This window comes from Kribbella sp. (assembly GCF_035687465.1).
In the GTDB taxonomy this organism is placed as follows: domain Bacteria; phylum Actinomycetota; class Actinomycetes; order Propionibacteriales; family Kribbellaceae; genus Kribbella.
The window spans coordinates 1-12,107 of record NZ_DASRXP010000664.1 but is presented as its reverse complement, the minus strand read 5'-3'; the positions used below and the strand labels follow the sequence as shown (position 1 = coordinate 12,107).

Genomic DNA, 12,107 nt, shown 5'->3' with positions numbered 1-12,107 from the left:
GGTCGACGCCGACGCGAAGTGCGCCGGGTGCCAGTAGCCGGGCCGGATCGCCACCAAGGGCTGGAACGTGGTGGTCCGCGCCGCGAGTGCTGTGGCGACCGTCAGGGTGTCCGGACGACCCCAGCCAGTGCCGAGCAACGCGCCGCCCCAGCCATGCTCCTCCGTGAGCCGAGCCAGGTCGGTCAGGCGCTCCAGGCTGTTGTGCCCTCGGCCGGTGTTGTCGCCCCGATGACCGGGCTCGACCTGATTGGGGATGTACCAGAGGAACTCAAGGCTCATGCATAGAAGTCTATTTCAATGGACTTAGTAGACATCCTGCCGTCTCACCACGGAAGACCGGTGACCGAAGCCCCCTACCCAGGTGCTGACAGTTGCGGGTTTGATTGCGCGCGGGCGCCGTCCAGGAAGACGGAGGCGGCTGCCGCGCTTGCTTCCTCGACACCGAGTCGGCCGTGCCTGATGAGCTGGATGGCGGCGCCGAGGGCGCCACGAAACAGTTCGAACAGCACGTCGGGTGGGAGGTCTTGCCGGAGGAGTCCGCTCTCGATGCCGCGGGTGAGCACCGCTCGCACGGGCGCGGCGAGGAGGCGCTCGACCTCGTCGGGATCACTCTCGACGTGTTCGCCGGCGAGCACGGAATAGCGGTCGCCGATGGCGGTCACGGCGCGCACGATCCGCTCGATCGCCTCGGCGACCGGGGCGCGTTCGAGACCGGCATCGGCAAGCCGGGCGGCGGAATCGGCGATGGCATGGGAGGCCAGCGCGCCGAGCAGGGCTTCCCGATCGGGAAAGTGGCGGTACAGGGTGGCACGGCCGACGCCGGCCGCGGCCGCGATGTCGGCCATGTTCGCGCTGCTGCCGTGTTCTGAGAACACCCGAGCGGCCGCGTCGAGGATCGCGGTCGTGGTGCGACCGGTACGGCTGTTGAGGGGCGCACCGCCGACGGCTGATCTTGTGGACATCTGCCCCTTCCTATCGGACGTCATGTCTCAAATATAGCAGTTTCTTGATCCGTGTGCCTCGTAAGGAGACACTGGCGTCTCAGAGCGGGATCTTCATGTCACGGCAGAAAGCGAGAGATCCATGGCCCACGCAGCTACCCCGAGGACCGATCAGATCGGCCTCACGCCACCCGCGCCCGCGACGCGGAGTGGCTCTCCTGGCCTCACCCTGCTGGCGCTGTCGATCGCCGGGCTGGTCGCGTCGCTGCAGCAGACGCTGGTGCTGCCGCTGCTGCCCCGGCTGATGAAGGAGTTCAACGCCTCGGTCTCGTCGGTGACCTGGGTGTTCACCGCCACGCTGCTGGCCGGGGCCGTCGCAACGCCCCTGCTGTCGCGGTTCGGCGATATGTACGGCAAGAAGAAGATGATCCTTCTCGCGATGGGCACACTGGTTGCCGGCTCGGTGATCGCCGCCCTCTCCAACTCGCTGGGCGTCCTGATCATCGGTCGCGCTGTCCAAGGCATCTCCGCGGCGCTGATTCCGCTGGCCATCGGCACGATCCGGGACACCTTCCCGCGGCAGCGGGTGATGGGCGCCATCGGCATCGTCAGCGCCACCTTGGGCGTGGGCGGCACCATCGGCATGCTGACCACCGGGTTGATCGCCCGCCAGACCGACAGCTACCGCCCGGTCTTCTGGATCGCGACAGCTGCCGCCGCGCTCGGCCTGCTGCTGGTGGCTTTCTTCGCCCCTGACGTGCCGACGCGGGCGGGCGGGCGTCCCGACGTCTTCGGCGCTCTGATCCTGGCGGGATGGCTGGTCAGCCTGCTGTTGGCGATCAGCGAGGGCGACTCGTGGGGCTGGAGCTCGCAGCGGATCGTCGGCCTCTTCATCGCCGCGGCGGTGCTGTGCGCGCTCTGGGTCGTCATCGAGCTCCACGTGCGAGAACCACTGGTGCGGATGAAACTCCTGGTCGGGCCCAGGTCGCTGACCGCCAACCTCGCCTCGATCCTGCTCGGCTTCGCGATGTTCGGGGGCTTCACCCTCATCTCCAACTTCGTCCAGGCCCCCGAAGCCCGGGTCGGGTACGGAATGACCGGCTCTGTGCTCGACGTCGGGCTCTACCTCCTGCCCAGCACCGCGGCCATGTTGCTGTTCTCGATGCTCGCCGGACAGTTCGAGAGGCGCCTCGGCGCGGCGTACATCCTTGGCATCGGTGCGGCATTCGTCGCGGCGAGCTTCGTGTGGGTGGCGGTTGCACACAACCACGGATACGACCTGCTGATCTTCAGCGCCCTGATGGGCACGGGCATCGGCATCGCCTACGCGGCGCTGGGCACCCTCGCAGTAGGGCACGTGCCACTGAGCCAGAGCGGCATCGCGAGCGGCATCAACACCCTGGTCCGCACGGTCGGCGGCAGTGTCGCCGGCGGAGCGACGGCATCGATACTGGCCAGCAACACCATCAAGGGCACCCAGGTGCCCAGCGAGCACGGCTATGTGCTCAGCTTCGTCATCGTCGCCATCGTCGCAGGGGCGGCCGCACTCGTCGCCCTGATCCATGCCCTGTTGTATCGGCGCGCCCCGGCCGACGGACCGACTGTGTCCGAGCTGCCCACAACGGTCAGCACTTCGCCGGTTACCGATGACCCTGCCGTGCTGGACACCGCAACCAGCCAAGATCTGCCGGCATCGGTTCGCGATGTGGAACGAAGCTGACTCCCCAGCCAGGCGCGCACGACTCCACGTGCCGGCGATCGGGTGGCAGATCCTGCGCGAGATCGCCCTGCTCGGATCGATGTACGTCGTCTACAGCATCGGGCGGATCGGTGACCCGCAGCCGGTGGCGCTTGCTGCGGATGCTGAGGCCGAGCCGCCACCTTTGGCAGGGAAGTTACAGTCCGACACGGCGTGGCGTAGAAAAGTTACGGCGATGCGGCCACTATGGGGATGAACCCAACCGCCCTCCAGGTTCCCGGATGTTTTCGCTCGCTTCATCCTTCCGTGGGGCCTACCGCCATGTGCATTCCTGAAGGTGAGGCCCCATGAACCCCATCAGTCGTCGGACCCTTGTCCTCGGCGGACTGGCCGCGGCCGGCGCAACCGCGCTGCCGGCCCGTTCCTCCGTGATCGCGGCTACCGCAGCGGTGCCGTACCCGTTCCAGCTCGGGATCGCCTCCGGTGAACCCGACGCCGGCAGCGTCGTGCTGTGGACTCGGCTCGCCCCCTTGCCTCTCAACGCCGACGGCCACGGCGGCATGGCCAACGCCAACGTGGTCGTCGACTGGCAGGTGTCCACCAACGACCTCTTCACCACCCTCGTCGCATCGGGCTCGGTCACCGCGACCTACGCGGCAGCCCACTCGGTGCACGTCGTTGCCAGCGGCCTCAATCCCGACTCGGACTACTTCTACCGCTTCCGTGCCCAGGGCCACCTCTCCCAGGTCGGCCGGACCCGGACTGCCCCGGCGGTCGGCACGAACGGGCGCGACCTGGTGATGGCCTTCACCTCGTGCTCGCACTACGAGGAGGGCTACTTCACCGCCTATCGCCGGATGGCCGAGGACAACCCCGGCGTCATCCTGCACCTCGGCGACTACATCTACGAGTACCCCGCGACCGCCGGCCGGCCGCGGCTGCACGCGGGCACCGTCGAGATCTCGACGATCGCGGACTACCGGCGCCGCTATGCGCAGTACAAGACGGACCCGGATCTGCAGGCGGCGCACGCGGTCGCGCCGTGGATCGTCGTACCGGATGACCACGAGGTCGAGAACAACTACGCCAACACGGTTCGCGCGGACAGTACTCCGGTGCTGACCGCCGCCCAGTGGACCGCCCGGCGCACCGCTGCCTATCAGGCCTACTACGAGAACATGCCGTTGCGGCCGGCGCAGGCCAACAACGGCAACGGCATCCCGCTCTACCGCCGACTGCGGTGGGGGAACCTCGCCACCTTCCACATGCTCGACACCCGGCAGTACCGCAACGACCAGGCCTGCAGCGATGGCTGGAAGATCTGCTCGGACGCGGACCTCGCAACGAGAAGCCTGCCTGGCAACGCTCAGGAGACCTGGCTCCTCGATGGTCTCAACCAGCACTTCGGGACCTGGGACATCATCGGACAGCAGGTGTTCTTCGCGCGGCGGTTCAACTCGACAGGCGCGAGCATGGACTCGTGGGACGGCTACCGCGCCTCCCGGGCCCGGATCCAGCAGGGCTGGACGGCCCGCGGCACTCGCAACCCGGTCGTGCTGACCGGCGACGTGCACCGCGCGTGGGCGAACAACCTGGTGGCCGACTACAACAACGCGAACTCGGCCGTCATCGGCACTGAGCTGGTCACCAGTTCTGTCACCTCCAGCGGCGACGGCGACGCGACCACCGCCGTTCCCGATGCCGGGACCAATCCGTGGCTGAAGTTCTACAGCAACCGGCGCGGCTACGTCCGGACGACGATCAGTCCGACGCAGATGCGGGCCGACTTCCGGGCTGTGGCGAAGGTGACGGAACACGGCGCCCCGGTGTCCACAGTGAAGTCATTCGTGATCCAAGAGGGCCTTCCCGGCCTCCAGACGGCGTGAGGGGATTCCGATGAAGAAGAGCCTCATCGCCATCGCAGTGATCGCATCGTCCTTCGTGTCCACCACCACCAGCGCTTCGGCTGCACTGGCGACACCGACGTGGCAGACAGCGAACAGCACCGCGACCGGAGACCAGGACGCTCCCTCAGTCGCGACGAACCGCAACGGCTATGTCGCCGTGGTGTGGGAAGACGACCGGGACACGACCGCGGCGACCGACAACGCCCACAGCGAGATCTTCCTGCGGTTGTTCCGCAACGGTACGGCGGTGTACGAGGTCAAGCTGTCCGCAGCCGGCAGCAGCGGCGTCACCAACTGGCGCCACCTGCACCCGGACGTGGGGTTGGACGACAAGGGCAATGCCGTCGTGGTGTGGGCCGACGACCCGGACGGCAACGGCTTCTACAACGTCCCGTACCGGGTGGTGAACACCGCCGGTACCGTCACGGCGTCCGGCAGCTCCAACACCAGCTCCGACGGACAGCAGATCAATCCCCGCGTAGCCGTCGATCCGGACGGCGCTCCGACCAGCGGCGCGGTTGCGTTCACCGTTGTGTGGGAGGACATCCAGACCGGTACGCCGGCGACCGTCAAGGCAGCCGGGTTCACCGGACCGACGACTCGTGCGTGGGAGGTCACCGCCTCCCAGACGACAGGTCAGCACCACAACCCGGACGTCGCGGTGTCGGCCTCCGGTGACGCGGTCGTGGTGTGGGACGAGGACGGCGACGCCAACGCGTCGTACAACATCGGTCTGGTCCGGTTGGTCCGCAGCAGCGGCGCGGTCGGCCTCTCCCGCCGTACGGCGAACTTCAACGGCGGCGGGCAGCAGACGCACGCAACAGTGGCCGCCAACTTCAACGGCGACTTCGCCGTCGCGTGGGAATCCGACCACACCGGTGCTGCGGGCGCGTGGACCCGCACGTTCGATTCGGCCGGCAATCCCCGCTTCTCCGACGTCGAAGTCGCAGTCGGCGGCAAGAGCCCGGCCGTCGGACTCGACGACCAGGCGAACACGGTCGTCGGCTGGACGGTCCAGGCCACCGACCTCGACGTCTGGGTTCGCGGCTTCGGCACCAATGGCACGGATGCAGGCAGACTCTCGGCCCAACAACTCAGCTCCGTCACCGCCGGCCGCCAGGAAGAGATGACGGTCGCAGTCTCCCCGTACGCCGAGGTCGCGGTCGCCTACACCGACGACAACGACGGCAACACCTTCGACCAGATCATCCTCGGCACCGACATCTCCAACACCACCTGGTGAACCTCAGGACGCGGTGAAGGCCAGTTGGTCGGTGGGACAGCGGTAGCTCCAGCTGAGGCGGCCGTCGCTCCTTGCCTGGGCGTCGATCTCGCGATCCCAAAGGCACCCGGCCAACTGAACCCGCACCGCGCGACCTCCGCCGGACGCGATCAGGGCGATGGCGCGGGCACCCGTGCCCGCCATCCAGGTCTCGACGGCCTGCGCCCCAGGCGTGTCCGCGGTGGTCCGAACCTGCGTCGACTTCATCTCATAGCCGGAAGGGATGAGGGTGATGACTTCCTTCCCGTCCGGCCCGGTCTCGCGGTACTCGACGATGTTCCGGTCGAGAACCAGCTCGCCTGGCGCGTCGGACACCATCGTGCCGGCGAGCAGCACTTGACCGCCGGCGATCTCCGGCGCCGCATCCGAAGGCACCGCCACGGCCGCCGTGGTCTGGATCGCACTCCCACGAACAGTCAATTTCAGGCGACCCGTCGCCGGGACCCGAAGCGAGGCAACCACAGCACCTGAGATGACCTTTGCGCCATTGGTTGTACCGGCCGCAGCGTCTTGGCGCTGGACCAGGAACTCATGCCGGGTCGTGGAGGTCAGCCAGGCCCAGAGAGCGGACGACGGCGCAGGAAGCGGCAGGTCGATGCTGCAAGGAAGAATTTGCTCCCTGCCCGGAATGAGGCGAGGCGGCTGCCCTGCTGAGTTGTACTCGATGAGCTCCCGCTGGACCTTGCATCCCTCCAGCCGGCTGGACAGGCCGATGAAGCTGCCGTCCACGAACAGGGCGAACGATCCCTTGTCCAGATCAACCACGCCCGGCGCCGGGTCGCCCTTCGGACCCTGCGGCCCGGCAGGTCCACTCGGTCCAGCGGGTCCCGCAGGTCCGGCGGCTCCGGTTGGTCCCTGTGCGCCGACGGGACCGGTCTGGTTCCACGTCAGGCGCGTCTCGAGGCTGTAGCAGCTCTGGCTGGCCGTTACGACGCGCACGCTGCCAGTCAGTTTCAGCACACAGATCTCGATCTGCCGCGCCGGTGTGTCAGCGGACGCCGATCCGGCCACCAGAAAGGTGCCCAACCCAACCACGAGCGCCCGAGAAATCCATGAAGTCCTCATGCCCCATCCCCCACTTCGTCCCGCCCCTGCCCAACAAGGTACGACGACACCTCGGACGCTGTCTGGCGCAATTGACCAGAACCTGCCCGAAAGGGCAATCCGGCATGCGTGATGATGAGGCTGGTGAAGACGTTGAAGTATGCCGTCGCGTTCGTGGCGGTCTACCTGCTCGCGGTGTGCACGAGGATCGGGCAGTCGGCCGAAAACGCGCTGATCGTCGGGTACGCCGACCAGGCCCGGATCTTCGAGATCCTGTACTCCGTCGGCCCACCGCCGCTGAAGGGGCAGTGGGCGACGCTCCTCGCCGGCCTGGCGGTGATCGCGCTGATCGCGGTGATCCGCCGACGCTGGGTGGACGGCTGCTTCGCCCTCGGGGTCGCCGCCGCCACGATGGGCGTGACCGAAGTACTCAGCAAGTTCGTCCTGCCTCGTCCAGACCTGTCCGACGCACCGCGCAACCTCATCGACGCAAGCTTCCCCAGCGGTCACGTCGCCATCGCCGCCGGGCTGACCCTCGGCGCAGCCCTCGTCTCCTCCCCACGCACCCGTGGGTACGTCGTTGCCGCAGGCACCCTCTGGATCGCGGTCACCGCCGCCGGCGTCCAGGCGCTCTACTGGCATCGCCCGAGTGACGTCCTCGGCGCCACCCTGCTCGCCTGCACGTTCTACTCCCTCGCAACCCAACTCCGCCCAGCCGCCGGCCCCAAGATCACCCGCCCACCCACACTGCCGATCCTGGCCCTCGCTGCAGTCGTCGCACTCCTCGCCAGCTCCCGCGAAGACTCCTACACCCGCCCGCTGGCCTTCGCCGCTGCAGCCTTCCTCTGCGCAACCCTCATCTGGACTGCCGCGGCTCCATCGACGGAAGAACGGGGCCCTCGTGACGGATGAGCGGCGGCTACTGGGCGGGAACACCGGCGGCGCAGTCCGCGTCGGAGACACTGTACGGCGTACTCCTGGACCCTGGACACCATCGGTGCACGCGCTATTGCGACACCTGGAGAACGTCGGCTTCACGAAAGCTCCGCGGGCCTTGGGGTTCGACACACAGGGCAGGGAGATCCTCTCCTACCTGCGCGGCGATGTGGTCGGTACTGCACGGCCCTGGCCTGAATGGGTGCACAGCGACGACGCCCTGCGCCAGGTGGCGGACTGGCTTCGGGAATTCCACGCTGCCGCGGCGAGCTTCGTGCCGGGTGATGATGCGGTCTGGCGCGAGGGAGGGACCTGGCGTCCAGGTCAGATCATCGGTCACAACGACGCTGCCCCCTACAACGCCGCTTGGAGCGACGGGCACCTCGTCGGCTTCTTCGACTGGGACCTCGCCGCGCCGGTCACACCCGAGTGGGATCTGGCCTTCACCGCCTTCGGATGGGTACCACTGCATGCTCGGCACGTCGTGGCCGCTGAGGGCTTCACGGCCTTTGCCGAGAGACCGCGACGGCTGCAGCTGTTCCTGGACTCCTACGGCTGGACCGGTTCGCTCGAGCAGTTCATCGAGATAGTCCGGCAACGAATCAGTGCCTCCGTCGCGGACCTCCGCCGCACCGCAGCAGCAGGCGACCCGGCCTACCAGTCGATGATCGACCGAGGCGTGGACTCAGCCCTGGAGACGGCGGTGAGAGAACTAGCCGAGCTGGAGAACTGAGCCATGTCTGTTCAGGCCGGCTCCATCCCGTGTTCCTTCCAGATCCGGCGAGGTTGTCGCATGCCTTGAAGTGCACCGCCGCCCCGGGCGGGACAGCCCGGGGCGGCGATTTCTCGGGGACGGCGGTGGGTTCCGCGGTCAGTGTGAATGTCAGGCGGGAAGCGTCCAGAGCTGGTTGCTGCCGGCGGAGCAGTCCCAGATCTGCAGGCGGGTGCCGTCGGCCGAGCTCACGCCCGTCGCGTCGAGGCAGCGACCGGACGCCGGATTGCGCAGTGTGCGGTTCGCTTGCGCCTGCCAGGTCTGGGCGCCGGTCCCGTTGCAGTCGTACAGCTGGACCACAGTGCCGTTGGCGACGCCTGCGGCGCTGATGTCCATGCACTTGCCGAGGGCCCGGATGGTGCCGTCAGTTCCGACCGTCCAGGTCTGAGCGGCGCTGCCGTTGCACGTCCACAGTTGGACCGCGGTTCCGTTGGCGCTGTTCGCGCTCGCCACGTCGATGCACTTGCCGCCGATGCCGGTGATCGCTCCGGTCTTGCCGCCGGTCGGGGGTTGGGTAGTCCCCCCGGCAGCGTCGAAGATCGCGCTGACCAGCGAGGTGGCGCCGGTGGTGTCCTGCGACAGTTCCCAGTTCATGATGCCGCCGGCGTTCGCCACCGCCCACTGGGTCTTGCGCTTGATCGTGGGGATTCCGTTGTAGCACTGCTGGACACCACTGACGGTGACGCAGTCCACGTTGGCGTTGTTCGCGTTCATGCCGACCAGTTGCGAGTAGGTGTAGTAGGTCGGTCGGCTGTAGAACGGCACGCCGAGCACCGTCTTGGATGCCGGCAGGCCGCGGCCCTTCCAGTAGTTGGCCGCTGCGATCGACCAGTCGTAGTTGGCGTGCGGGCTACCGCCGTCGTACGCCATGATGTTGAGGAAGTCGACGTACCCGAACACCGGCGCCTGCACGCCCTCGGCGGTTCCACCACTGGATACCACGGCCGCGGTGAGCAGCTTGCCCCGGCTGTGCATGGCAGTGCTCAACTGCGACATCAGCGCGGTGAAGTTGTTGCCGGACGTCCCCGGGTCGGGGTACTCCCAGTCGATGTCGACACCATCCAGGTTGTACTGGGTGACGACGTTGACCACGCTGTTGACGAACGTGGTGCGGGCGCCGGAGTTGCCCGCGAGCGCCTCGAACGCGGAGTCGTTGCCGTCGTTCCAGCCGCCGATCGCCAGCAGGACCTTGACGCCGTTGTTGTGCCCCAGCGTCACCAGCGAGGACAGCTTGCCCGTGTCCGGGATCGCCTGCAGGGTGCCGTTGGAGTTCGGCAGCGCGAACGCGTAGTTGATGTGGGTGAGCTTGGTGTACTGGATGCTGTTGACGCTGCCGGACCAGGACGGCATGTAGCCGACGCTGCGGAATCCGGCCGGCAGCGCCTCGGCTTTTGCGACCGCCTGGTCACTTGCGCTGGCCGGTGGGGCTGGGGTGACGGCGACCATCACTCCGGCCGCGACCGTGGCCAGGGCCAGGGCGACCATGGCCCAACGACTTCGGAGTTTGCTCCAGGGCGAGGAGGTTGACTGCATGGGGGCGGGTCCTCTCGGATCGAACCCCCGGACAGGCAGCAACGAACAGACGGGTCGTCTTCAGCGAGACACCTTCCGGGGGCGGAACTGCGAAGGTGAACATAAGAAGAGATCTGACCGAAGTCAGAGTAAGTGAACCTCGGATGTCTCGCCGTCGTCAAGAGGACACGCACCGCCAACACGCCCGGCAATCACCCGGGAGATCCCATGAATTCCTGGCTGCCGCTGATTCAGACCAGGACCACAGCCGGCGCTGTCAGGTCCGATGACGACCAGGGCGCGGCGGCGGGGACCAGGTAGTTGAGGAGGGCACCGTCGCGTTCGACCTGGGCGGCCGGCCAGTGGCGGCGGATCATCCGGATCACCTTCTCGTTGGCGGCGCTCACCACCATCAGGAATTCGGTGGCGCCGGCGGCATAGGCGTCGGCCGCCGCGCGGCTGATCAGCAGTACGCCGAGTCCGCGGCGCTGCTCGGATTCGTCGATCACCACCGCCAGTTCGGCGGTCGGCGAGGAACTCCCGTTGGCCCACGCCCACATCGCGTGACCGACGATCACCGGCCCCCGTTCGGCGACGTACGAGGCCCCGGCCGGCTGGAGCAGATGATCGATCAGGCCCGGCCGGGGCGGACGGCCGACCGCGGCCTGGAAGCGGAAGTACAGGGCGAGATCGGACAGCCCGGCCAGCATCGCCGCGAGGCCGTCCGCGTCCGGCCCACAGGCCCGCCGAACTACCACACAGTCCACCTGAGTCTGGTTCACGGAGTCAGCCTGACCCGGGTTGGCTAAGTCTGTCAAGCAGACTTATCCTCGGAGCATGAGCGAGACCCAGATGGCGCCGGAAGCGATGCGCTGGTCGACGGTGAACTGCACCATCTCCCGCACGATGGACGTGCTCGGCGAGAAGTGGACCTTCCACGTACTCCGCGAGATCTTCGTGGGGATCCGCCGCTTCGAGGACATCCGCGCCCGGGCCGAGATCCCCCGCCAGGTACTCACCGACCGACTGACGGCCCTGATCGACCGGGGTCTGCTGCGCCGCGTCCCGTACCGCCTGCCCGGGCAACGCGAGCGCTACGAATACCGGATGACGAAAGCCGGCCTCGACCTCTACCCGGTACTAGTGGCGATGGTGCAATGGGGCGACGAACACCTCCCGCTCGACGGCGGTCCGCCGCTGGTCGCCCGGCATCGCGGTTGCGAGGAAGAGGTCAGCATCGTGATGCGCTGCGCCGCCGGCCACGAACCACCGCCGCGCGAGATCGCCTTCCGCCCCGGCCCGACCGCCGAGCCCCGCTAGTTCCTGGGCGCGACGCCGACCTTGACGGCCAAAGCGATCCCCGCCAGGCACCCGAGTACTGCGCTGAACAACGGCCAACTGATCGCGCCGTCGTCGACGGAAGCCGCGAACGCGACGGTGAACACGCCCAGCCCCACCCCGAACCCGATCGCCAACGCCATCACCGCGCCCCGCCCGGCAGGTAGCAGTGCCGCCGCGACCAGCAACACGACGACCAGGATGTCCGCGATCACGAACTCGACCGGGTGATCACCGACGACCAACAGCATCGCCGTCACCGCGGCCGTCACCAAAGCGCCTGCCCGAAGGACTCTATGAGTGGTTGTCTGCATGCCGGGAGGCTAGTCGATAGTGCTACTATCGATCAAGGCCTGAAGGGAATCGGATGCACATCAACGAACTGTCGGAGCGGTCCGGTGTCAGCCCCGCGACGATCAAGTACTACGTCCGCGAGGGGTTGCTGCCCGGCGGCGAACGCAGTGGCTACAACCAGGTCGCGTACGACGAGTCGCACCTGCACCGCATTCGCCTGGTCTGCGCGTTGGTGGGACTCGGCGGCCTCCCGGTGGCGAAGGCGAAGGAGGTCATCGCGGCCGTGGACGACCCGGAGCGCTCGACCCACAGCACCCTGGGCGAGGCGCAGCGAGCAGTCTCGAAGACGTCGGTCGAGGAGGTCCTCTCGGTCGCCAAGGAA

14 protein-coding genes are annotated in these 12,107 nt (G+C 67.6%); 8 read left to right on the top strand and 6 right to left on the bottom strand.

All coding sequences use genetic code 11. The annotated features are described in order from the left end of the window. Positions 1-279: LLM class flavin-dependent oxidoreductase (locus VFG33_RS35580; RefSeq protein ID WP_325057421.1), on the bottom strand; the 279-nt coding region annotated here is incomplete at its 3' end. Between the two features lie 74 nt (positions 280-353). Then, positions 354-962, bottom strand: a complete 609-nt coding sequence (locus VFG33_RS35575) for a TetR/AcrR family transcriptional regulator (RefSeq protein WP_325057420.1) — start codon at positions 960-962, stop codon at positions 354-356. Positions 963-1,083: 121 nt separating this feature from the next. Here VFG33_RS35575 and VFG33_RS35570 point away from each other — a divergent pair, with 121 nt between their 5' ends. The 4 genes from VFG33_RS35570 to VFG33_RS35555 all read left to right on the top strand — a co-directional run bounded on the left by VFG33_RS35570 (position 1,084) and on the right by VFG33_RS35555 (position 5,790). Next, positions 1,084-2,661: an MFS transporter gene (locus VFG33_RS35570; protein WP_325057419.1), complete on the top strand. Its 1,578-nt coding sequence runs from the start codon at positions 1,084-1,086 to the stop codon at positions 2,659-2,661. After that, complete coding sequence (locus VFG33_RS35565; RefSeq protein ID WP_325057418.1) at positions 2,645-2,896, top strand: hypothetical protein; 252 nt, start codon at positions 2,645-2,647, stop codon at positions 2,894-2,896. Before VFG33_RS35570 ends, VFG33_RS35565 begins: the two co-directional genes overlap by 17 nt. Before the next feature lie 91 nt (positions 2,897-2,987). Continuing rightward, the gene (locus VFG33_RS35560) at positions 2,988-4,526 is read left to right on the top strand and encodes an alkaline phosphatase D family protein (RefSeq protein WP_325057417.1); all 1,539 of its coding nucleotides are present in this window, start codon (positions 2,988-2,990) and stop codon (positions 4,524-4,526) included. 10 nt (positions 4,527-4,536) lie between these two features. Next, positions 4,537-5,790, top strand: coding sequence for a hypothetical protein (locus VFG33_RS35555; protein WP_325057416.1), 1,254 nt, complete (start codon positions 4,537-4,539; stop codon positions 5,788-5,790). Positions 5,791-5,793: 3 nt separating this feature from the next. On the opposite strand, the gene VFG33_RS35550 is transcribed toward VFG33_RS35555, so the two are convergent. Next, positions 5,794-6,894 (bottom strand): hypothetical protein, encoded by a 1,101-nt coding sequence (locus tag VFG33_RS35550; protein WP_325057415.1) that lies wholly within the window; start codon positions 6,892-6,894, stop codon positions 5,794-5,796. A gap of 123 nt (positions 6,895-7,017) precedes the next feature. On the opposite strand from VFG33_RS35550, the gene VFG33_RS35545 reads away from it, so the two are divergent. Both VFG33_RS35545 and VFG33_RS35540 read left to right on the top strand, forming a co-directional pair. Beyond that, positions 7,018-7,785 carry a phosphatase PAP2 family protein gene (locus VFG33_RS35545; RefSeq protein WP_325057414.1) on the top strand — a complete coding sequence of 256 codons (768 nt, stop codon included), beginning with the start codon at positions 7,018-7,020 and terminating at the stop codon, positions 7,783-7,785. Between the two features lie 85 nt (positions 7,786-7,870). After that, positions 7,871-8,542: a phosphotransferase gene (locus VFG33_RS35540; protein WP_325057413.1), complete on the top strand. Its 672-nt coding sequence runs from the start codon at positions 7,871-7,873 to the stop codon at positions 8,540-8,542. Positions 8,543-8,692: 150 nt separating this feature from the next. Here VFG33_RS35540 and VFG33_RS35535 read toward each other — a convergent pair whose 3' ends face one another. Both VFG33_RS35535 and VFG33_RS35530 read right to left on the bottom strand, forming a co-directional pair. Next, positions 8,693-10,114 carry a glycosyl hydrolase family 18 protein gene (locus tag VFG33_RS35535; RefSeq protein WP_325057412.1) on the bottom strand — a complete coding sequence of 474 codons (1,422 nt, stop codon included), beginning with the start codon at positions 10,112-10,114 and terminating at the stop codon, positions 8,693-8,695. 230 nt (positions 10,115-10,344) lie between these two features. Next, a complete protein-coding gene (locus tag VFG33_RS35530) occupies positions 10,345-10,875 on the bottom strand; it encodes a GNAT family N-acetyltransferase (protein ID WP_325057411.1) in 531 nt (176 codons plus the stop codon). 55 nt (positions 10,876-10,930) lie between these two features. Between VFG33_RS35530 and VFG33_RS35525 the strand changes: the two genes are divergently transcribed. Beyond that, a complete protein-coding gene (locus VFG33_RS35525) occupies positions 10,931-11,413 on the top strand; it encodes a winged helix-turn-helix transcriptional regulator (protein ID WP_325057410.1) in 483 nt (160 codons plus the stop codon). Here VFG33_RS35525 and VFG33_RS35520 read toward each other — a convergent pair. Beyond that, positions 11,410-11,745: a hypothetical protein gene (locus tag VFG33_RS35520; RefSeq protein ID WP_325057409.1), complete on the bottom strand. Its 336-nt coding sequence runs from the start codon at positions 11,743-11,745 to the stop codon at positions 11,410-11,412. The two genes, VFG33_RS35525 and VFG33_RS35520, sit on opposite strands and share 4 nt — an antisense overlap. 53 nt (positions 11,746-11,798) lie before the next feature. Between VFG33_RS35520 and VFG33_RS35515 the strand changes: the two genes are divergently transcribed. Further along, positions 11,799-12,107 (top strand): MerR family transcriptional regulator (locus VFG33_RS35515; protein ID WP_325057408.1); only part of this gene is annotated, 309 nt, incomplete at its 3' end.

Coding starts and splice junctions, on each gene's coding strand:
- VFG33_RS35575 (WP_325057420.1), bottom strand. CDS start 962: ATGTCCACAAGATCAGCCGTCGGCGGTGCGCCCCTCAACAGCCGTACC.
- VFG33_RS35570 (WP_325057419.1), top strand. CDS start 1,084: ATGGCCCACGCAGCTACCCCGAGGACCGATCAGATCGGCCTCACGCCA.
- VFG33_RS35565 (WP_325057418.1), top strand. CDS start 2,645: ATGTGGAACGAAGCTGACTCCCCAGCCAGGCGCGCACGACTCCACGTG.
- VFG33_RS35560 (WP_325057417.1), top strand. CDS start 2,988: ATGAACCCCATCAGTCGTCGGACCCTTGTCCTCGGCGGACTGGCCGCG.
- VFG33_RS35555 (WP_325057416.1), top strand. CDS start 4,537: ATGAAGAAGAGCCTCATCGCCATCGCAGTGATCGCATCGTCCTTCGTG.
- VFG33_RS35550 (WP_325057415.1), bottom strand. CDS start 6,894: ATGAGGACTTCATGGATTTCTCGGGCGCTCGTGGTTGGGTTGGGCACC.
- VFG33_RS35535 (WP_325057412.1), bottom strand. CDS start 10,114: ATGCAGTCAACCTCCTCGCCCTGGAGCAAACTCCGAAGTCGTTGGGCC.
- VFG33_RS35525 (WP_325057410.1), top strand. CDS start 10,931: ATGAGCGAGACCCAGATGGCGCCGGAAGCGATGCGCTGGTCGACGGTG.
- VFG33_RS35520 (WP_325057409.1), bottom strand. CDS start 11,745: ATGCAGACAACCACTCATAGAGTCCTTCGGGCAGGCGCTTTGGTGACG.